Origin of the sequence: uncultured Ruegeria sp. (assembly GCF_947497005.1) — a bacterium.
Taxonomy (GTDB): domain Bacteria; phylum Pseudomonadota; class Alphaproteobacteria; order Rhodobacterales; family Rhodobacteraceae; genus Ruegeria.
On sequence record NZ_CANMFF010000004.1, the window covers coordinates 191,738 to 210,960 of the forward strand.

A 19,223-nucleotide genomic window follows, 5' to 3' on the forward strand; every position below is an offset into this window, starting at 1 on the left:
TCGCTATAAACGCTCGCAGGCTGCCGTAGTCCATGTCAAAGCGTGCGGCGACAATCTGGGGCCGAGGCGAGCCAATAAATCCGCATGATAGGTGTTCACCCAGTTGCGTTCCGCATCAGTCAACATCTCTGTCATCAACATGTCGGTCTGAATGGGGCACCATGTCAGGTTTGAAAACGCCATGAACCCATTGCTTAGTTGCACCACTTCGAAAAGGTTTTCGATCCGAATTCCAAACCGGTCAGTTTCATAATATCCGGGCTCAATGGACAGGATCATACCCGGGGCCAGATCGATCGGGTTATAAGGCTTGCCTATGCGTTGGGGATGTTCATGCACGGACAGCCGATGTCCTACGCCGTGGCCTGTGCCGTGGTCATAATCCAACCCAAGATCCCACAGCGGGCGACGGCAGATCGCATCGATGTGGTGACCCTGTGTGCCCGGCGGGAACCGCAGCGTTGCGATGGCGTAAAAAGCTTTGAATACCGCTGTGTAGGCCCGATCATACCCATCGGGTCTGTTTGGCCCAAAAGCGAAACTTCGCGTGGCATCCGTGGTGCCAGTGTCGTATTGCCCGCCTGAATCCAGCAGATATGTGTCTTCGGGACGGATTGGAGCCGAATTGTTGTCCTGCGTTGCATAATGGCACATTGCGGCATTTCCGGCAGCAGCGGATATCGAATTGAAGCTTTGCTCGAGAAACCCTGGCCGGCCTTGGCGAAAGTTAAACATGGCTTCCTCGGCCTCGCGTTCTGTGACTGGCGTGTCAGCGGTGGCGCGGCGTGGAACTTCAGAAGCCAACCAGGCGCAGAACTCGACCCAGGCAATGCCGTCTTCAATATGGCAGGCCCGCATCCCTTCCACTTCGACCGGGTTCTTAAGGGCTTTGCTTGCGGTTAAAAAACTGCCCTGCGGGATTGCAGCAGCGCTGGTCTGTTCAATTGCCATGCGGACGGCCGTGGGTGAAAAATCAGGATCGAACAGGACATTCTGCCCCGGTTTGATCCGGCTTTTCAACGTGGACAGAAAATCCTCCTGCGGACAGATCCCTACCGCATCCGGTAGATGATCCGTGACATCCTGTTTTAGTTTTGACGACGCGACGAACCAAAGCACCTGACCGGTCGTATCCACAATGGCAAAGGACTGTGGCACCGGGTTAAAGGCCACATCTGCCCCTCGGACATTCAACAGCCAGGCAATGTTGTCCGGCTGCGTCTCAACCATCAGTTCTGCACCACGGGCATCTATCTTCTTTGCCAAATTGCTGATCTTTTCCTGTGCAGACTGACCCGAGATTTGCACAGGGAAAGGGGCTACCTTCCCTCTGGGCATTTGTGGTTGATCCGTCCAGATAACGTCCACCGGGTTGTTTTCGACCGGGATCAACTCACCCTGTTTCAATGCTCCGGCGAACCGATCAAACAGGACGGGTGGCACATGCATGGGATCGAATCCGATGCGCCAGTCTGGCTGCGATGTTGCAGCCAGCCAGTTCTCGGGCGGATCATCGAACAGATGGTGGTGGGAAAACAGGGGTTCCAGGCATTGGTTTGCTGCCTGAACAACATACCTTCCGTCCACGAAAATTGCGACTGTTTCCATGGTGACGATCGCCAGGCCTGCTGATCCGGTAAAGCCCGTCACATAGGCAAGGCGTTCATCATGGGGCGCGACATATTCCGCTTGATACGCATCGTATCGGGGCAGAATAAAAGCATCCAGACGACACGATTGCAGTTCGGCCCGCAGGGCCGCGACGATTGGGGCTCGGTTTGTGTCCGGTGCGTCAAGCATTGGCATTGATCTCTTCGACATGGTGGCAGGCAACCTCGCCCCGTCCCTTGAACGGCAAAAGGACGGGCAACGTAGTCTTGCAGGTTTCGGTGGCGTGGCGGCAACGCACGTGGAACGGGCATCCAGACGGCATGTTCAGCGGCGAAGGCAGCTCGCCCTCCAGCTTGACCGCCTTGCCCCTTTCGTCGGGGTTAAGGGATGGAGCCGCAGACAGCAGCGCCTGACTGTAAGGATGCGCGGGTGCTGAAAACAGGGTCTCGCTGTCGCCGACCTCGACAATGCGACCCAGATAGATCACTGCCACCCGGTTCGAAACATGACGAACCAACCGCAGGTCGTGGGCGACAAACAGGATTGTCAGGTCCAGAGTCTCTTGCAATTCCAGAAGCAGATTGACCACCTGTGCCTGAACCGAGACGTCCAGTGCTGAAACCAGTTCATCCGCGATCAGAACCTCGGGCTCGACCGCCAGGGCCCGTGCGATGGCTATGCGTTGCCGTTGGCCACCTGAAAATTCATGTGGCAGCTTATGTTGTGCGTCCTGTGACAGGCGAACCAATTCCAACAACTCGGCAACGCGGGCGGGAATTTTCGCATCTGGGCGCATCTTATGTACGCTCAGGGCTTCGGCAAGTATCTGGCCCGTGGTCATTCGGGGGTTGAGTGACGAATAGGGATCTTGAAACATCATCTGGACGCGACGGTTATAGGCCCTGTCTGCGCGCTGTTCAGTGCCAAAAACATCCTGCCCGTCAAAGCGGATTTCGCCCTCGCTGGGTGTGTAAAGGCGTACGATGCAACGAGCCAAAGTCGATTTTCCGCACCCGGACTCTCCAACGACGCCCAGCGTTTCACCACGGATCAGATCCAGACTGACCCCGTTCAGCGCATTGACAACGCGCCCCGGGCGACCTGTGACGTAATCTGCAGGGCTTCGCCCCATTGGGAACCGCAGATGCAGATCGCGGATTTCCATTACAGTGCCAGTCATGCCGCATTTCCCTGAGATTTGGTAACCGGGTTAAAGCAGGCGACCTGTCGCCCCTCGGTGATCAGCGACAGGGCGGGACGGTCCTGACTGCATGGCGCAATGCAAGACGTGCATCGGGGGGCAAATGCACAGCCAGGTGGCAAGGCGTCCAGACCGGGGGGAACACCCGGCACGGAATAAAGCGGCGTTCGCGGCGGCAGGTTCTCCGGCACCGACCGCATCAGCCCGACCGTGTAGGGGTGGCGTGGTTCACGCAGTACATCCCGCACCAGCCCCTGCTCGACAATCCGGCCCGCGTACATCACGGCAACATTGTCACAGGTTTGCGCCACAACACCCAGATCGTGAGTTACCAGCAAAACCCCCATATCCATGTCCTGTGCTAGTCGCAGGATCAGGTCGAGGATCTGCGCCTGAATGGTCACATCCAGTGCCGTGGTCGGCTCGTCCGCCAACAACAATTTCGGGTTTGCCGCCAGCGCGATAGCGATCATCACCCGTTGTCGCATCCCGCCGGAAAACTGGTGCGGGTAATCCTTTAGGCGCTGCGCGGCAGAAGGGATTCCGACCAGATCCAGCATTTCGATGGCGCGATCCCGACGCGCGGCACGTGGCAGGTCTGTATGAGCGCGCAAGGTTTCCTCAAGCTGCAATCCAACCGTGAGCAGTGGATTGAGTGAGGTCATCGGCTCTTGAAAAATCATAGCGATTTCGCGGCCCTGTATCTGACGCAATGCGCGATCCGCCATCTCAACCAGATCACGACCCTGCCAGCGTACTTGCCCGGTCACATCTCCATAGCGGCGCGCCAACCCGATAATCGAACGCAGAGTGACGCTTTTGCCTGACCCACTTTCGCCAACCAGCCCCAGAACCTCGCCCCGTGCGACCGAGAAGCTGACATCGCGCAACGCGGGCAAAGCCCGGCCATTGCGGTGGAATGTTGTATTCAGGCCGTCGACCTGAAGGATCGGTGTATTTTCGTCCATCTTACCCTCGCGGCCTGAGAAGATCAGCCAACCCGTCGCCCAACAGAGAAAAACCCAACCCTGTCAGAACAATGGCCAATCCGGGCATCAGGCTCAGCCACCACGCGGTCGAGATAAAGTTGCGCCCCTCTGCGATAAGTACGCCCCATTCGGCTTGTGGTGGCTGTGCGCCCAGCCCCAGGTAACCCAGCGACGACCCCAACAAGATCACCAGAGCCATGTCAGTCATCCAGTAGACAATGACCGGTGTGATCGCGTTGGGCAGCAGGTGCCGGAAGATGATGCGCCGATCAGAATAGCCCATGACGACACCTGCGGCGGCATAGTCATTGCCCATCTGTGCAATGACTTCGGCTCGCATCAGGCGTGCATAATAGACCCAGTAAACGACCGAGATGGCGATATACATGTTAACCAGCCCAGGCCCCAACACCGCAACCATGGCGATGACTAGAACAAGGAACGGGAAGGTAATGACGGCGTCGACAATCCGACCGAAGATCAGGTCGGCAATGCCCCGGTAGTATCCGACAAGTGCTCCGATTATCACGCCGGTCACCAACGCAAAGACCGTGCCGAACACGGCCATTTGCATGTTCACCTGATAGGCCCAGATCACCCGCGAAAGGCTGTCGCGGCCCAACAGGTCGGTGCCAAATGGATGCGCCCAAGATGGGGGCTGTCGGATTGCGTTGTAATCGATTGTGTTTGGATCGTAGGGCGCGAAAGCGCCGGGAAAGACGGCCAGCAGGATCGAAAACCCGATGATCAACAGCCCGGCGACTAACCCTGGTTTGCGAAGAGCCATCCTGAAAAACGAGGGCTGGCTGTTAGTGAAGGTCATATCACTCATTGCAGGCGCATCCTCGGGTCAAGGCGACTTTGGAACACATCAGTCATCAAAAAGACGAACGAGACCAGCACGGCAAATGTCAGGGTAAGTCCTTGAATCAACGGGTAGTCGCGGGCAAAGATCGCTTCGAGCATCAGTCGTCCCATGCCGGGTACGGCGAATACGGTTTCTGTGACCAAAGTCCCGCTCATCAGATTGCCAATGGATAGGCCAAGCAGTGTAACCGTCGAGATCAGCGCATTGCGCAGCACGTGCCGACCAAGGATCAGACGAGAGGGCAGGCCTTTGGCGCGGGCGAATTGAACATATTCGGCATCCAGCACTTCGATAATCGCGCTGCGCAGGTTCCGCATGATGATGGCCGAGGTATAAAGCGCAACCGTGACCGATGGCAGAAACAGGTGATAGAGTTTCTCGCTGAACGTATCGCCATACCCGCCGACCGGGAACAAGCGCAATTGAGCTGCCAGAAAGGTTAGCAGGACCAAGCCGATATAGAAGACCGGCATGGACAGGCCGATCTGAAATATTGTGCGGATCACCGCATCGGGCCAGCGTCCGCGATTGAGCGCGGCCACAAAGGCTAGCGGCCCTGCAATCAACAGCGACAGAATCACTGAATACACGGTTAAAAACACTGTGACCGGCAGGCGGTCGACGATGACATCCATCACATCTGTGCGCATCAGGATCGAGCGCCCCAGATCACCCTGAACCGTGTTGGAAAGGAATAGCCAGAACTGTACCAGCATCGGTTCAGTCAGACCCAGCCGTTCCCGGATCGCCTGAATGTCAGCGTCCGAGGCGCGGTCTCCCGCCATCGCAATGGCCGGATCGCCCGGCAGCATCCGCACCAGCAGGAAGATGATGACCATAACCAGAAAGAAGGTTGGCACCATCATCAACAGGCGCTTGAAGATATAGTTAAGGCTGGACACATCCGCACTCCGCAAAGGGCCCCGCCGCCAGGGTGCGGCGAGGCAAGGGCATCAGCTCTTAACGGCTGACTGTTGCTTCATCGAAGATGTTATTACCCAAGGGCGTCTGAACATAGCCTTCGACCGCAGTTCTAAGCGCCACTGCGAAGGGGGTTTCATACATGAACAGCAAGGGGGCCGCGTTCGCGTAAAGTTCCTGCATTTTGGCGAATTTGACCTTGCGGGCTTCTGGGTCCATTTCGTTTGCGGCTTCCTCGAACAGTGTATTGAACTCGGCATTCTCCCATCCGGTGCCAACGGCCTTGGCCGTGGGTGTGTAGCCCAGCCAGCCGACAACCTGACTGGGGTCGTTCACGTCGTTGACCCAGCCATACGTATGGATGTCAAATTCGCCGGAACGGTTCTTTGCACCGCGTGTGGCGCCATCCACCTGCTCGACCACCAGTTCGATACCCAGCGGTGCCCACATCTGTTGAAGTGCCGCAAAGATCGTCGAGTCGTCTGCCGAACCTGCGAGAGTGGTCAGAGTAACCTCAGTACCTTGTTCCAGACCGGCCTCGGTAACCAACGCTTTGGCTTTTTCCATGTCAAACGCATAGAGCGGGCTCAGATCGGTGGAAAATTGTGTGGCCTTGGCCATCAGCGGCGAGCTCATCGGCTGACCGGCACCATGTAGGACGACCCCGATCAAAGCATCTTTGTTAGTAGCATAGTTCAATGCTTGTCTTACCCGAGCATCAGCCAACGGGTTAGGCGACCCATCCGCGCGTGTGTCACGCGTGTTGATCGGCGAATAGATGATTCGCGTCGAAGGGTAGAGCTGCATGTTGATATTTGAATCGGCCTCCAGCTCGGCCACGCGGCTGAACGGGATAAATTCAGCAGCGTCCACTTCACCGGCTTGCAGGCTCAGAATGCGCGTGGCGTCATCCGGGATGATCTCGAAATGCACGGCTTCCAAATAGGGCAGTGGTTTTCCATCGGCACCATTGCGCCAATAGTTTTCATTGGCGCAGAAATCCATCGAAGACCCTTGTTCGAACCCGCATAGGTAGAACGGGCCAGAACCGACGCCAGCGGATGTCGAGGCAAAGATTGCTGCGGATTTGTCCTGATCTGTCTCGCCTGCTGCAGTCTCAAAAGCGGCCTTCGAAACGATGGCCGTATTGAAGGTGGCCAGCATCGACAGGATGGTCGGATCAGGGTCTTTCAAGGCAATTGTAATCGCGTTGCCATCAGCCGAGACGGTGTCTATCGAGCCCAGAAGGCCAGCCCAGGGGCTAAGGTCCGGGTTCCGTGCCCGGTCGAGCGAAAACACAATGTCATCGCCGGTCATGGGTGCGCCATCGGCGAACAGAACGCCCTCGCGCAGGGTCAACGACACCGTTTTGCCGTCTTCCGAGACGGAGAATGCCTCAGCCAGACCAGGCTCAACAGAATTCCCGTCGGCGCTACCGCGCAACAAAGTGTCGAACAGGCTGCCTACCATCCAGATGTCGGGATTTCGATCGGCATAGATCGGGTCAATCAGCCTTGATCCATCATAACGGGCGAAGTTCAGTGTTCCGCCTCTTTCCTGCGCCAGCGCCGGCACGGCCAACGTCGTGGCCAGCACTAATCCCAAAACCGATTTCAGTTGCATTCTCTTATCCTCCCGCAAAAGCACATGCTTCACGCGACGGGAGAGTAATCATTTTTTTACAATACTAAAGTTTTTTTTAGTAGAAGATAAAAAGTTTTTATGAATCCTGCCCCTGATCGATCGCATTATTCATAGGTGAGGTCGTCACCCACAGTTCAACCGCCTCGGTTTCGCCAAGCACGACCGAATAGTGTCGCGTAGATGTATCATGATGAATCACGTCGCCGGGAGACATGATGAAAATCTGATCCCCCAGATGATATTCCAGCTGCCCGGACATGAGGTAGCAAAAAGCTTCACCAGTGTGGCACATCTTTTCAGAAACATGGCCTGGCGGGCGGTGAACGATCTGCGGGTGAAATAACGCTCCGGCGAATCCCGGTCCCAGCTTTTCGTAATACCGCCCGCGTGTCCCCAAAGAGTATGTTTGTCTGCCGTCTCGGGCGACATATTGGGTAAACACTTCCGGCACGCTCAGCAATTGTTCGATGCTGGTTTGCAGCGCCGCAGCAATAGCCATCAGCGAAGTCAGCGACGGCGAACTCAACCCACGTTCCACCTGCGACAGGAATCCTGTTGTCAGATCTGCGGATCTGGCCACCTGATCCAGTGTTTTTCCCATCGCTTTGCGGCGCCTGCGGATGGCGTGTCCCAATTCAGTCGGTTTACCCTTTTGTCTGGTTTTGACGTGCTCGGTCGGTGATTGCATTCGCAGGTCCTCTGCAGTTCGGACAGTGCGATCCATTCAATAGAACTATTTCGTGAAGATCAAAATTTTTTTGATTAGGCTAAAAAACGATTTTCCGAATCCTTCCTGGTGATCTCGGCACAAAGTGGGTTCGGAGATCAGCGTTCACGAGTATGGGCAAAATCCCCGATGCCGTTTTAATGCTGAACCCAATGCAGAGGGCAAGGGATGTAAGTCATTCCAGGTGAGTAAAGTGAAAATGAAGCAGTCTCGACCGCACCCCTCCGGGACTTAGGGCAGATGCATGCTTTACAGTGAACTGCGACAGACGCTGTTGACATTAGATTTTGTATTTTGGATACATTAGCAGCGAGATCGCGACGACTTGTTCTGTCACTGAATGCTCTGACGACAAAGAGCCCTGCGATTGTCTTGAAAAGTCCTTTTCTGGGAGAAAATCATGAAACTCAAACTTCTGGCCGCAACCACTGCGATTGCCCTGACGGGTGCCGTGGCGCAGGCAAATACTCTGGTTTATTGTTCCGAAGGCTCGCCTGAAGGGTTCGATCCTGCTCTGTTCACCGCAGGGACGACCTTTGATGCGTCTTCACATCCGATCTACAATCGGTTGCTGGAATTTGAAACGGGCACAACCAACGTAATCCCCGGCTTGGCCGAAAGTGTCGAGGCCAGCGACGATGGTCTGGAATACACGTTCAAGTTGCGTCAGGGGGTAAAGTTCCATTCCAATGACGAATTCACTCCGACCCGCGACTTCAATGCGGATGACGTAATCTTCTCGTTCATGCGTCAGAAAGACGAAAGTCACCCTTATAATCAAATATCAGGCGGTACTTGGGAGTATTTCCAGGGTATGGGGATGCCTGATCTGGTCTCATCCATCGAAAAGATTGATGACTACACTGTGAGATTCACCCTGTCCAAACCCGAAGCACCTTTTGTCGCCAACATGGCGATGGACTTCGCGTCGATCGTGTCGGCGGAATATGCCAATGCAATGATGGCAGCTGGAACGCCTGAAAAACTGAACACAGCGCCCATCGGTACCGGGCCGTTTTCATTTGTGGCCTATCAGAAGGACGCAGTGATCCGTTACTCAGCCAATGGCGAGTACTGGAAAGACCCGGCGCAGGTTGACAATCTGATCTTTGCCATCACCCCGGATGCGTCCGTGCGCTATCAGAAACTGAAAGCCGGTGAATGCCATGTGATGCCCTATCCTAACCCTGCCGACATTCAGGCGATGAAGGATGATGCGGACATCAACATGATGGAGCAGGAGGGTCTGAACGTCGGCTATCTGGCCTACAACACCACAATGGCGCCGTTCGACAACCCCAAGGTGCGTAAGGCGCTGAATATGGCAATCGACAAGCAGGCGATCATCGACGTGGTCTTCCAAGGCTCGGGTCAGGCGGCCAAGAACCCGATCCCGCCGACAATGTGGGGCTATAACGACGCGATCACCGACGACGCTTATGATCCGGAAGCGGCCAAGGCGATGCTTGAGGCAGAAGGCGTTTCCGACCTGTCGATGAAGGTCTGGGCGATGCCGGTACAGCGCCCGTACAACCCGAATGCACGTCGTATGGCTGAACTGATCCAGGCGGATTTCGCGAAGGTTGGCGTCGATGTCGAAATCGTCTCGTATGAATGGGGTGAATACCTGTCGCGTTCGAAAGACCTGAACCGGGACGGAGCGGTTCTGCTGGGCTGGACCGGTGACAATGGCGATCCGGACAACTTCCTGGCCGTGTTGCTGGGCTGTGATGGTCGCGAAGCGTCGAACCGTGCGCAGTGGTGCCACCAGCCGTTCGAAGATCTGATCCTGCAAGCTAAGCAGAGTACCGATCAGGCCGAACGCACCAAGCTGTACGAAGACGCTCAGGTGATCTTTAAGGATCAGGCGCCATGGGCGACCATCGCGCATTCGGTTGTTTACATGCCGATGAGCAACAAGGTGCAGGGCTACAAAGTGCACCCGCTGGGCGGACACATCTTTTATGATGTGAGCGTCGAGTAAATCACCACTCATTTGCCAAAGCCGCCTGATTGGGCGGCTTTGGTTTTCTTGTTATTGGAGACTGGCCTGAATGCCGGATTTGTCCGAATACAGCCAACTGGCCCGCGATATGTCTGTTGATGCCGTGGCGCTGGTGCCCGGCCCAAATTTCACCCGCGCGTTGGGCAAAGCCTTTATGAGCCACGAACGCCCGTTTCTGGTAGTGATCCCGGCGAAGGGAAGCCCGGCGGCCATCGTTCCAAATCTCGAACTCGGCTCATGGGAACTGGTCAGATTTGATGGTGCAGTGTTCGATTGGTTCGATCAGACCGGATATGAAGATGCGTTTACCGCACTGGCCGATCACATGCCGTTGTCGTCTGTGGCGGTAGAAGGTCAGGTGATGCGGGTGTTTGTGTCCAAGGCCCTGACCCGTGCAATGCCGGACCTGCGCATCGTGGACGGCGAGCGCGAGATTTCCGGGCTGCGGATTGTCAAGACCGACGACGACATCTTGGCTTTGCAAGCCGCCATCGATGTTTCCGAACGCGCTCTGGAGCAGGTCATCGCCCGCGTGCGTGTCGGCCAGACCGAAAAGCAGGTCGAACAGACTTTAATACAAGCGCTGTTTGCTGAAGGGGCCGAGTCACTGGCATTCAATCCAATCGTAGCGGCAGGTGACAACTCTGCCAGGCCGCATGGCAAAGCGCGCGCGGACTACGAGATTCGTTCCGGTGACGCTCTGCTGTTCGACTTCGGAGCCCGCAATCAGGGCTTCGCAGCGGATATCACCCGGACTTTCTTTGTTAACGAGGTCTCGGACGAGGGTCGGGCGGTCTACGACACAGTGCTACGTGCCAACCAAAAAGGTTTCGAGGTCTGCCGCCCCGGCGTGACAGCGCATGATATTGACGACGCGGTGATCGGCGTGCTTGAGGCTTCGCCCTATGCCGACCGCATCCGAACTAAAACGGGCCACGGTTTGGGCCGGGACGTTCACGAGGCCCCCTATATCATGCGCGGCAACGATCAGGTGATCCGCAAGGGAATGGTCTGGACGAACGAGCCCGGGCTATATGAACTAGACAATTTCGGTGTGCGCATCGAAGATGACGTACTGGTGACGGAAGATGGTTGCCGGTCATTGACCAGCTTTCCCAAAAATCTCAGAATCATAGGTCACTGATGATTGGCTATTTTCTAACTCGACTGGGCATGTTCATCCCGACCTTTCTGGGTGTGACGTTGATTTCCTTCATGTTCATTCGCGTCTTGCCCGGCGATCCGATTATCGTCATGGCCGGTGAACGTGGTATGACTGAGGAACGTTATCAGGAAATGGTCGAGAAGCTGGGCTTTGATAAACCCGTGCTTCAGCAATACTGGGACTATCTTGTTGGCGTCATGCAAGGTGATCTGGGTGAAAGCTTTGTGACCAAAAAACCCGTTTGGGACGAATTCTTTGCGCTGTTCCCGGCGACGCTGGAACTTTCGCTTTGCGCGATGATTTTTGCAGTGGCTCTGGGCCTGCCTGCGGGCGTGATCGCGGCAGTCAACAGGGGAAAGTTCTTTGACCGCGCGCTGATGTCCTCAGCCCTGATTGGCTATTCCATGCCGATCTTCTGGTGGGCGCTGCTACTTATCATCGTATTTTCCGGCAATCTGGGCTGGACGCCGGTCTCGGGTCGAATTGATCTGCTGTATTACTTTCCCAGCGTTACGGGCTTTATGCTGATCGACAGCCTGCTATCCGGGCAGGAAGGCGCGTTTGGTTCCGCCGTGCGGCACCTGATCCTGCCAACCATCGTACTTGGCACCATCCCGCTGGCGGTGATTGCGCGCCAGACACGTTCGGCGATGCTGGAAGTGCTGGGCGAGGACTATATCCGAACCGCTCGCGCCAAGGGCCTTTCTCCGACGCGGATCAACGGGTTGCACGCGCTGCGCAACGCTCTGATCCCGGTTGTTACCGTGATCGGCTTGTCGGTTGGTACATTGCTTGCGGGTGCGATCCTGACCGAGACGATCTTTAGCTGGCCGGGGATCGGCAAGTGGATGGTCGATAGTATCTTCCGCCGCGATTACCCAGTGGTGCAGGGCGGTCTGCTTATGATCGCGGTGATTGTGATGCTGGTGAACCTGCTGGTCGATGTCCTGTACGGCATCATCAACCCCAAAATCCGGAGGCGGTGATGGCCGAAGTGTCCGCAACTCCTACCAAATCCGAAAATCGCCCCAGCGCCCTGCGTGAATTCTGGTACTACTTCAGCGAAAACCGCGGTGCGGTTATTGGGCTGTGGGTCTTTGCTGCCTTTGTGTTCTGCGCAGCTTTCGCGCCGCTTTTGGCCCCCTATGATGCGACAGAGCAGTTCCGCGATCACATCCTGCAACCACCGGCATGGCAGGAAGGTGGAAGCTGGGCTTTTCCACTGGGCACCGACCCTTTGGGCCGGGATATGCTGTCACGCCTGATCATGGGCTCACGCTATTCCTTCTTTGTCGGGATCGTTGTTGTTTGTGTTGCCGTATCGGGCGGTGTGATGGTCGGCCTGCTTTCGGGCTTTGCCCCCAAATGGGTCGATACGCTGATCATGCGGGTGATGGATATCATTCTGGCTTTTCCCTCGCTGCTGCTGGCGCTAGTTCTGGTGGCCATCCTTGGCCCGTCGCTGACCAACGCGATGATCGCGATCGCTATCGTGTTTCAGCCCCACTACGTGCGCCTGACCCGCGCTTCAGTTCTGGCGGAACGACAGAAAGATTATGTCACATCGGCGCGGGTGGCCGGTGCGGGCAAGTCGCGGCTGATGTTCATCACTGTGCTGCCCAATTGTCTGGCGCCAATCATCGTGCAGGCAGCACTGTCCTTCTCAACGGCGATTCTGGACGCCGCTGCCTTGGGCTTTCTGGGTATGGGCGCGCAACCGCCCACGCCGGAATGGGGCACCATGCTGGCCGAAGCGCGCGAATTCATACTGCGCGCCTGGTGGGTGGTTACCTTCCCCGGTTTGGCGATCCTTGTGACCGTACTTGCCATCAACCTGATGGGCGACGGCCTGCGCGATGCGCTGGACCCAAAATTGAAACGGAGCTGATCGCATGAGCCTTTTGCAGATCCGCAACCTGACTGTTGAATTCGCCACCGCCTCGGGCAAGTTTCGCGCCGTGGATGGCGTCGATCTGTCGGTCAACAAGGGTGAGCTGCTGGCCATCGTGGGGGAAAGCGGATCGGGCAAGTCGGTGTCGATGCTGGCGCTGATGGGGTTGTTGCCGTGGACCGCGACCATCACTGCCGACGAGATGAGCTTTGAGGGGCGTGACCTGGCCGGCATCTCGGCCCGCGAGCGTCGGAAGATCATCGGCAAGGACATGGCGATGATCTTTCAGGAGCCGATGTCGTCACTAAACCCCTGTTTCACGGTCGGTTTCCAAATCAAAGAAGCCTTGCGTATTCATCTGGGGCTGAACCGCAAGGATCGTCATGAACGCGCGGTCGAGCTGTTCGATCTGGTGGGAATTCCTGCACCTGAAAGCCGCCTGAACACATTTCCGCATCAGATGTCTGGGGGCATGAACCAACGCGTCATGATCGCGATGGCCATCGCCTGCAAGCCCAAGCTGCTGATTGCGGACGAACCCACAACGGCATTGGACGTGACCATACAGGCGCAGATACTCGACCTGCTGGTCCGGTTGCGCGATGAATATGATATGGGCCTTGTGCTGATAACTCATGATATGGGCGTGGTGGCTGAAACCGCCGAACGGGTTCAAGTGCAATATGCCGGGCAGAAAGTCGAAGAACAGCCCGTCGGAGATCTGTTCCGTACACCGCGTCATCCTTACACTGCGGCTTTGTTGAACGCATTGCCTGAACGCGCGACGTCAAAGATCCTGCCGACAATTCCAGGCGTTGTGCCGGGGCAATTCGACCGGCCCAAAGGGTGCCTGTTCAGCCCGCGATGCCAGTTTGCAGACGCAACCTGTGCTGAAAAACCACCGACACCTCATGCTGAGGCCTTTGGCAAAGCACGCTGCCACCACGTTGAAAAAATTGCAGCCGGAGAATTGGCATGACCGAACCTATCGTTCAGGCAAAAGGTTTGGCCCGATTTTACGCGGTAAAGGGCGGGTTGCTGTCCAAATCAGCGACGGTAAAGGCGCTTTCGAGGGTGGATTTCGATCTGAAACCCGGAAAGACCTTGGCCATCGTCGGTGAGTCCGGTTGCGGCAAGTCAACGCTGGCGCGACTGGTCGCCATGATAGAAGAGCCGACGGCCGGCAGTCTGACGATTGACGGTGTCGATATAACTCCGTCGCAGTGGAGCAAAATGCGCGAGACGGTGCAGATTGTGTTCCAGGACCCCTATGGATCATTGAACCCGCGTCAGCGGATCGGTCAGATTCTGCAAGAACCTCTGATCATCAACCGTCCGAAAATGAGCGCCGCTGACCGTGAGAGGCAAGCGCGCGACATGATTGAACTGGTGGGATTGCGACCCGAGCATTATGACCGTTATCCGCATATGTTCTCGGGCGGGCAACGCCAGCGGATTGCCATCGCACGTGCGCTGATGCTGAACCCCAAGGTTCTGGTTCTGGATGAGCCGGTTTCAGCCCTTGATGTTTCGATTCAGTCTCAGATTCTGAACCTGCTTGTGGATTTGCAGGAGAGGTTGAACCTAGCCTATCTGTTCATCTCGCATGATCTTTCGGTGGTTCGGCATTTTTCTGATGACGTGATCGTTATGTATTTGGGTCGTGCTGTTGAAAAAGCCCCAAAAGAGCAGCTGTTCGCCGCGCCACGTCATCCCTATTCCAAGGCGCTGCTGTCCACGACGCCACGGGCCGACCCCGAAGCAAGGAAAGAGCGGATCAAGCTGGAAGGCGAGTTGCCGTCGCCGATGAACATTCCCACAGGCTGTGCTTTTGCGAAGAGATGCTGGCTGGCGACTGACCAGTGCAGAGCGGCATTGCCCGAGCTTGACAGAGAAATTCATCAGGTTGCGTGTCTGCATCCGCTGCATGGCCCGGCTGATCAGGTCTGAGCTGGCTGGCACCGGCATGTTCGACGCGATGTCGATCGCTGCACGGCATAAATGGCGCCGAAGACGACAAAAGAGGTTCAGTTCGATTTTTTTGAACTGGATCGCCACGTCATTCATCGGATTTATGGCAGAAACCACATAGGTAAGTTTCACAAACGCCATCAGTGACGGTAAGCTACAACGTATCTCAGCGGATCACGGAGACCCCTGCATGACTCCATCAGGCCTCGAACTCAATGTCGAACGCCTTTCAGCTTACCTTAAGCGCCATATCGAAGATTTCACCGGTCTTCAGACATACGAGAAGTTTTCAGGCGGGCAGTCCAATCCAACTTATCTGCTGACCACTGGCGGTGCGAAATACGTGCTGCGGCGGAAGCCACCCGGCGATCTGCTGCCTTCGGCCCATGCGGTGGATCGAGAATACCGCGTTCTCAGGGCGCTTCATGGCAGTACGGTGCCGGTCGCCAAGCCATTCGTGCTGTGTAACGATACGGATATCATTGGTTCCATGTTCTATGTCATGGGATTTCAAGAGGGCCGGATATTCTGGGATCCGGCACTGCCCAAGGTGGAGATGGCAAACCGTCAGCCGATCTTCGACGAAGTAATCCGCGTTTTGGCCGCATTGCACGCAGTTGACGTTAATACTGTTGGTCTGTCGGGCTTTGGCAAGCCGGGGAATTACTTCGAGCGCCAATACAGCCGCTGGACCAAGCAGTACCGCGCCGCGGAAACCGATAACCTGCCCGGAATGGAACAGTTGATGGACTGGCTGGTCGGCAACCTGCCCGCCGATGACGGTTCGGTCAGTCTGATCCATGGCGATTTCCGCATCGACAATTTCATCTTCGCTTCGGGCACCCCGCAAATCGCGGCGGTTTTGGATTGGGAGCTTTCCACACTGGGCCACCCGATGGCCGATCTGGGCTATTTCTGTGTTTGTCTCAGGTTGCCGCCGACCGGTCTGATCCGGGGGTTGCAAGGGTTGGATCGTACTGCGCTGAACATCCCGTCCGAGGCTGAGATGATCGACCGCTATTGTGCGTTGCGTGGGTTGTCGGGAATTGAAAACTGGACCTTCTATCTGGCGTTTTCCTTCTTCCGCATGGCTGCGATTGCGCAGGGTGTCTACAGCCGTGCGTTAGCGGGCAATGCTTCAAATCAGAACGCAATGGCGTTCAAGGGTCTGGTGGCTCCTCTGGCGCAAATGGCGCTCGACGAAATCTCGGCCGCAACTCACTGAAAGGGATCACAATGGATTTTGCCCCATCGCCGCGCGCTGCGGAAATGCACGACCGGCTGAAAGCCTTTTTGGAGGCATATATCTATCCGCGTATCCGCGACCACAAAGAAGAGATTGAGGCAGGCAATTTCCCTGTCTCCTTCATGGAAGATCTTAAAGCGCAGGCCAAGGCCGAAGGGCTTTGGAATATGTTCCTGCCTTCCTTGCGAGAAGATGAACCCGGCACACGGCTCACCAATTTGGAATATGCGCCTTTGGCAGAGTTGATGGGGCAGGTTGGCTGGTCTTCGGAAGTATTCAACTGTAACGCGCCTGACACCGGCAACATGGAACTGTTGCATATGTTCGCCACGGCCGAGCAGCGCGAGGAGTGGCTGGTGCCTCTGTTGAACGGTGAGATCCGATCAGCCTTTGCAATGACCGAACCGGATGTGGCCAGTTCGGACGCGACCAATATTACCACTTCGGTCCGGCGCGACGGCGATGATTATGTCATTAATGGCCGAAAATGGTTCATCACCAATGCCTGCCATCCGAACACAAAGCTGTTCATCGTCATGGGTAAAACCGACCCTAACGCCGACCGGCACAAGCAGCAGAGCATGGTCATTGTCCCTAAGGACACTCCAGGGTTTGAGATTGTGCGCAACCCCACCATTCTGAACATGCACGACCCCGAAGGCCATGCCGAACTTGTGTTCAAGGATGTGCGTGTCCCGGTCAGCAACCTTCTTGGCGAAGAAGGCGGTGGGTTTGCTTTGGCGCAGGCGCGGCTTGGGCCGGGACGTATTCACCATTGTATGCGTTCGATCGGGGCGGCGGAAATGGCGCTAAACCTGATGGTCGAACGGGCGCAGGAACGGAAGACTTTTGGCAAGCAGCTTTCGGAACAGGGCGTGATCCGAGAGTGGATCGCTAAGTCCCGATTAGAGATTGAGCAAGCGCGCCTGTTGACCCTGAAAGCAGCCTGGAAGATTGATCAGGTGGGCGCGAAAGCGGCGTTCCGCGAAATTTCTTTGATTAAGGTAGTGGCGCCAAATGTGCATGCAACGGTCACCGACCGCGCCATGCAGGTTTTTGGCGCGATGGGTATGACGCCTGATACGCCGTTGGCTGACAGTTATACCTGGGCCCGGGCCTTGCGCTATGCGGATGGGCCGGATGAGGTTCATCTGCAGGCTATTGCTAAGCAGGAGCTGAAGAACTCCAACTTTGGCATGTCAGATCAATGGCTGACACCACCCTTGCGCTAGCTCACGGTAGATGTCAAACCGCGCGAAGTCTTAATGATGCAATGGTCGTCTGCGACCTTTGCATTTCACAAAATCCGCATTGGGGCGAAGCGTTCGAGGAACACATGGGTTGCGGCCCAGATGCGCAAAAAGCACGGATGCACGGGACGCCATGCTACGCCCCGGCAGTCAGCAAATCACTCGCCTTTTCTCCGATCATGATTGCAGGGGCATTTGTATTGCCGCTGACGATTTCGGGCATGATCGAACAATCAGCGACCCGCAGGTTTCCGATGCCGTGAACTCTGAGTGCCGGATCGACAACCGCGGTTTCGTTCGTTCCCATCGCGCAGGTACCGGTCGGATGATAGATCGAAACCGAATTCGATCTGACCCAGTCCAGCGTGCCCTCGTAATCGTCGCTGGAGAGCTGAGAGGTGGGTCTGAATTCTTCGGATATTTTCGAGGCGAGCGGATTGTTTTGTGCGATCCTGCGCGCGATATTCACGCCATCAACGATGGTTCTGCAATCCGTTTCAGTCGACAGGTAGTTTGGAACGATTTTGACATGCTCTGACGGATCTGGCCCGTTCAGACGCAGTTCGCCCCTGCTCTCTGGTCGCAGCTGGCACACTGACATGGTGAAGGCTGAAAACGGGTGTACGCCTTCGCCGGGACTATCGGCGGACCAGGGTTGCACATGAAACTGAATGTCGGGCGTTTCAACATCGGGGCGTGTTTTCATGAATCCAGTTGCAAGGCTGGCGGCCATTGTCATCGGACCTGCGCGGAACAAAGCGTATTTGAGGGCAATCCGAGCCTGATTGAACAGGCTACGCACCTCGTCATTCAATGTCGGTTCGTTGCATTTGAAAACGAGGCGGGCCTGTAAATGGTCCTGCAGTTTCTTGCCGACATTGGGCAAGGCATGCACCGGTTCGATCCCGTTCTTCTTCAGGTGGTCGGGGTCGCCGATCCCCGATAGCATCAGTATCTGAGGAGAGTTTATTGCGCCGCCAGACAGGATGATTTCGCGCCGCACTTTCAGGGTTTTCTCTTTGCCCGCGCGATCGCGATAGACTAGGCCGGTCGCCTGTTTGCCCTCCAGCGTTATTCGCGTCACCAGTGCATTCGTGATGATATTCAGGTTTTGCCTGTTTCGAATCGGTTTTAGATAAGCCACTGCTGAGCTGCATCTGCGACCGTTACGGGTGGTCAGCTGAAAGTAGCCGACGCCTTCCTGATCTGCGCCATTATAATCCGGATTGAACGGGTATCCCGCGGCTTGTGCCGCGGCGACCCAGGCATCACAGATCGGGCGCTGAATGCGCATGTTCGACACCGATAGCGGCCCGCCAATACCGTGGAAAGGGTCTTCGCCGCGTTCCTGATCTTCGCTACGTTTGAACAGCGGGAGGACATCTTCCCAACCCCAGCCGACATTCCCCATCTGACGCCAGCGGTCGTAATCTTCCTTTTGGCCGCGTACGTAAAGCAGGCCGTTCAGAGAAGACGAGCCACCCAGCACCTTACCGCGCGGCCAATCTATCGAACGTCCATTCAGACCGGGATCGGGTTCAGTTCGATAACACCAGTCCACCGAGGGGTTATGCATGGTTTTGAAGTAGCCAACGGGGATGTGAATCCAGGGGTTGGTATCGCGGCCACCCGCCTCCACCAAAGCGACGGATGTGTTGGGGTCGGCGCTCAGCCGATTGGCAATGACACAGCCCGAAGACCCCGCGCCAACTACCGCATAATCCACTTCCATGA

The 19,223-nt window shown here is 56.2% G+C and carries 16 protein-coding genes; 8 read left to right on the forward strand and 8 right to left on the reverse strand.

All coding sequences use genetic code 11. The features are described from left to right. Positions 1 to 3 precede the first annotated feature (3 nt). The 7 genes from Q0816_RS07580 to Q0816_RS07610 all read right to left on the reverse strand — a co-directional run bounded on the left by Q0816_RS07580 (position 4) and on the right by Q0816_RS07610 (position 7,922). Entirely contained in the window at positions 4 to 1,800 is a 1,797-nt protein-coding gene (locus Q0816_RS07580) for an aminopeptidase P family protein (RefSeq protein ID WP_298849135.1), read from the reverse strand. After that, on the reverse strand, positions 1,793 to 2,791 hold the full coding sequence (locus tag Q0816_RS07585) for an ABC transporter ATP-binding protein (protein WP_298849136.1): 999 nt from the start codon (positions 2,789 to 2,791) through the stop codon (positions 1,793 to 1,795). Before Q0816_RS07585 ends, Q0816_RS07580 begins: the two co-directional genes overlap by 8 nt. Beyond that, the gene (locus tag Q0816_RS07590) at positions 2,788 to 3,780 is read right to left on the reverse strand and encodes an ABC transporter ATP-binding protein (protein WP_298849137.1); all 993 of its coding nucleotides are present in this window, start codon (positions 3,778 to 3,780) and stop codon (positions 2,788 to 2,790) included. Before Q0816_RS07590 ends, Q0816_RS07585 begins: the two co-directional genes overlap by 4 nt. A 1-nt stretch (position 3,781) precedes the next feature. Beyond that, positions 3,782 to 4,633 carry an ABC transporter permease gene (locus Q0816_RS07595; RefSeq protein WP_298849138.1) on the reverse strand — a complete coding sequence of 284 codons (852 nt, stop codon included), beginning with the start codon at positions 4,631 to 4,633 and terminating at the stop codon, positions 3,782 to 3,784. Beyond that, positions 4,630 to 5,571: an ABC transporter permease gene (locus Q0816_RS07600; RefSeq protein ID WP_298849139.1), complete on the reverse strand. Its 942-nt coding sequence runs from the start codon at positions 5,569 to 5,571 to the stop codon at positions 4,630 to 4,632. The genes Q0816_RS07595 and Q0816_RS07600 overlap by 4 nt, the downstream gene beginning before the upstream one ends. Before the next feature lie 58 nt (positions 5,572 to 5,629). Further along, the gene (locus tag Q0816_RS07605) at positions 5,630 to 7,213 is read right to left on the reverse strand and encodes an ABC transporter substrate-binding protein (protein WP_298849140.1); all 1,584 of its coding nucleotides are present in this window, start codon (positions 7,211 to 7,213) and stop codon (positions 5,630 to 5,632) included. A gap of 97 nt (positions 7,214 to 7,310) precedes the next feature. Then, on the reverse strand, positions 7,311 to 7,922 hold the full coding sequence (locus Q0816_RS07610) for an XRE family transcriptional regulator (protein WP_298849141.1): 612 nt from the start codon (positions 7,920 to 7,922) through the stop codon (positions 7,311 to 7,313). Between the two features lie 439 nt (positions 7,923 to 8,361). Here Q0816_RS07610 and Q0816_RS07615 point away from each other — a divergent pair, with 439 nt between their 5' ends. From Q0816_RS07615 to Q0816_RS07650, 8 genes are all read left to right on the forward strand, one after another. Then, positions 8,362 to 9,945 (forward strand): ABC transporter substrate-binding protein, encoded by a 1,584-nt coding sequence (locus tag Q0816_RS07615; protein WP_298849142.1) that lies wholly within the window; start codon positions 8,362 to 8,364, stop codon positions 9,943 to 9,945. Between the two features lie 70 nt (positions 9,946 to 10,015). After that, complete coding sequence (locus Q0816_RS07620) at positions 10,016 to 11,110, forward strand: Xaa-Pro peptidase family protein (protein ID WP_298849143.1); 1,095 nt, start codon at positions 10,016 to 10,018, stop codon at positions 11,108 to 11,110. Then, a complete protein-coding gene (locus Q0816_RS07625) occupies positions 11,110 to 12,117 on the forward strand; it encodes an ABC transporter permease subunit (protein ID WP_298849144.1) in 1,008 nt (335 codons plus the stop codon). Before Q0816_RS07620 ends, Q0816_RS07625 begins: the two co-directional genes overlap by 1 nt. Further along, positions 12,117 to 13,019 carry an ABC transporter permease subunit gene (locus Q0816_RS07630; RefSeq protein ID WP_298849145.1) on the forward strand — a complete coding sequence of 301 codons (903 nt, stop codon included), beginning with the start codon at positions 12,117 to 12,119 and terminating at the stop codon, positions 13,017 to 13,019. The genes Q0816_RS07625 and Q0816_RS07630 overlap by 1 nt, the downstream gene beginning before the upstream one ends. A 4-nt stretch (positions 13,020 to 13,023) precedes the next feature. Further along, entirely contained in the window at positions 13,024 to 14,001 is a 978-nt protein-coding gene (locus Q0816_RS07635) for an ABC transporter ATP-binding protein (protein ID WP_298849146.1), read from the forward strand. After that, the gene (locus tag Q0816_RS07640; protein ID WP_298849147.1) at positions 13,998 to 14,972 is read left to right on the forward strand and encodes an ABC transporter ATP-binding protein; all 975 of its coding nucleotides are present in this window, start codon (positions 13,998 to 14,000) and stop codon (positions 14,970 to 14,972) included. Before Q0816_RS07635 ends, Q0816_RS07640 begins: the two co-directional genes overlap by 4 nt. Positions 14,973 to 15,183: 211 nt before the next feature. Next, positions 15,184 to 16,218, forward strand: coding sequence for a phosphotransferase family protein (locus Q0816_RS07645; protein ID WP_298849148.1), 1,035 nt, complete (start codon positions 15,184 to 15,186; stop codon positions 16,216 to 16,218). An 11-nt stretch (positions 16,219 to 16,229) separates the two neighbouring features. Beyond that, the gene (locus Q0816_RS07650) at positions 16,230 to 17,471 is read left to right on the forward strand and encodes an acyl-CoA dehydrogenase family protein (RefSeq protein WP_298849149.1); all 1,242 of its coding nucleotides are present in this window, start codon (positions 16,230 to 16,232) and stop codon (positions 17,469 to 17,471) included. 154 nt (positions 17,472 to 17,625) lie between these two features. On the opposite strand, the gene Q0816_RS07655 is transcribed toward Q0816_RS07650, so the two are convergent. Next, positions 17,626 to 19,221 (reverse strand): GMC family oxidoreductase, encoded by a 1,596-nt coding sequence (locus Q0816_RS07655; protein ID WP_298849150.1) that lies wholly within the window; start codon positions 19,219 to 19,221, stop codon positions 17,626 to 17,628. Positions 19,222 to 19,223 lie beyond the last annotated feature (2 nt).

Bases quoted from the DNA above. Each gene is read 5' to 3' on its own strand.
- Q0816_RS07580 (WP_298849135.1), bottom strand. From the start codon at position 1,800: ATGCTTGACGCACCGGACACAAACCGAGCCCCAATCGTCGCGGCCCTG.
- Q0816_RS07585 (WP_298849136.1), bottom strand. From the start codon at position 2,791: ATGACTGGCACTGTAATGGAAATCCGCGATCTGCATCTGCGGTTCCCA.
- Q0816_RS07590 (WP_298849137.1), bottom strand. From the start codon at position 3,780: ATGGACGAAAATACACCGATCCTTCAGGTCGACGGCCTGAATACAACA.
- Q0816_RS07595 (WP_298849138.1), bottom strand. From the start codon at position 4,633: ATGAGTGATATGACCTTCACTAACAGCCAGCCCTCGTTTTTCAGGATG.
- Q0816_RS07605 (WP_298849140.1), bottom strand. From the start codon at position 7,213: ATGCAACTGAAATCGGTTTTGGGATTAGTGCTGGCCACGACGTTGGCC.
- Q0816_RS07610 (WP_298849141.1), bottom strand. From the start codon at position 7,922: ATGCAATCACCGACCGAGCACGTCAAAACCAGACAAAAGGGTAAACCG.
- Q0816_RS07615 (WP_298849142.1), top strand. From the start codon at position 8,362: ATGAAACTCAAACTTCTGGCCGCAACCACTGCGATTGCCCTGACGGGT.
- Q0816_RS07620 (WP_298849143.1), top strand. From the start codon at position 10,016: ATGCCGGATTTGTCCGAATACAGCCAACTGGCCCGCGATATGTCTGTT.
- Q0816_RS07625 (WP_298849144.1), top strand. From the start codon at position 11,110: ATGATTGGCTATTTTCTAACTCGACTGGGCATGTTCATCCCGACCTTT.
- Q0816_RS07630 (WP_298849145.1), top strand. From the start codon at position 12,117: ATGGCCGAAGTGTCCGCAACTCCTACCAAATCCGAAAATCGCCCCAGC.
- Q0816_RS07635 (WP_298849146.1), top strand. From the start codon at position 13,024: ATGAGCCTTTTGCAGATCCGCAACCTGACTGTTGAATTCGCCACCGCC.
- Q0816_RS07640 (WP_298849147.1), top strand. From the start codon at position 13,998: ATGACCGAACCTATCGTTCAGGCAAAAGGTTTGGCCCGATTTTACGCG.
- Q0816_RS07645 (WP_298849148.1), top strand. From the start codon at position 15,184: ATGACTCCATCAGGCCTCGAACTCAATGTCGAACGCCTTTCAGCTTAC.
- Q0816_RS07650 (WP_298849149.1), top strand. From the start codon at position 16,230: ATGGATTTTGCCCCATCGCCGCGCGCTGCGGAAATGCACGACCGGCTG.
- Q0816_RS07655 (WP_298849150.1), bottom strand. From the start codon at position 19,221: ATGGAAGTGGATTATGCGGTAGTTGGCGCGGGGTCTTCGGGCTGTGTC.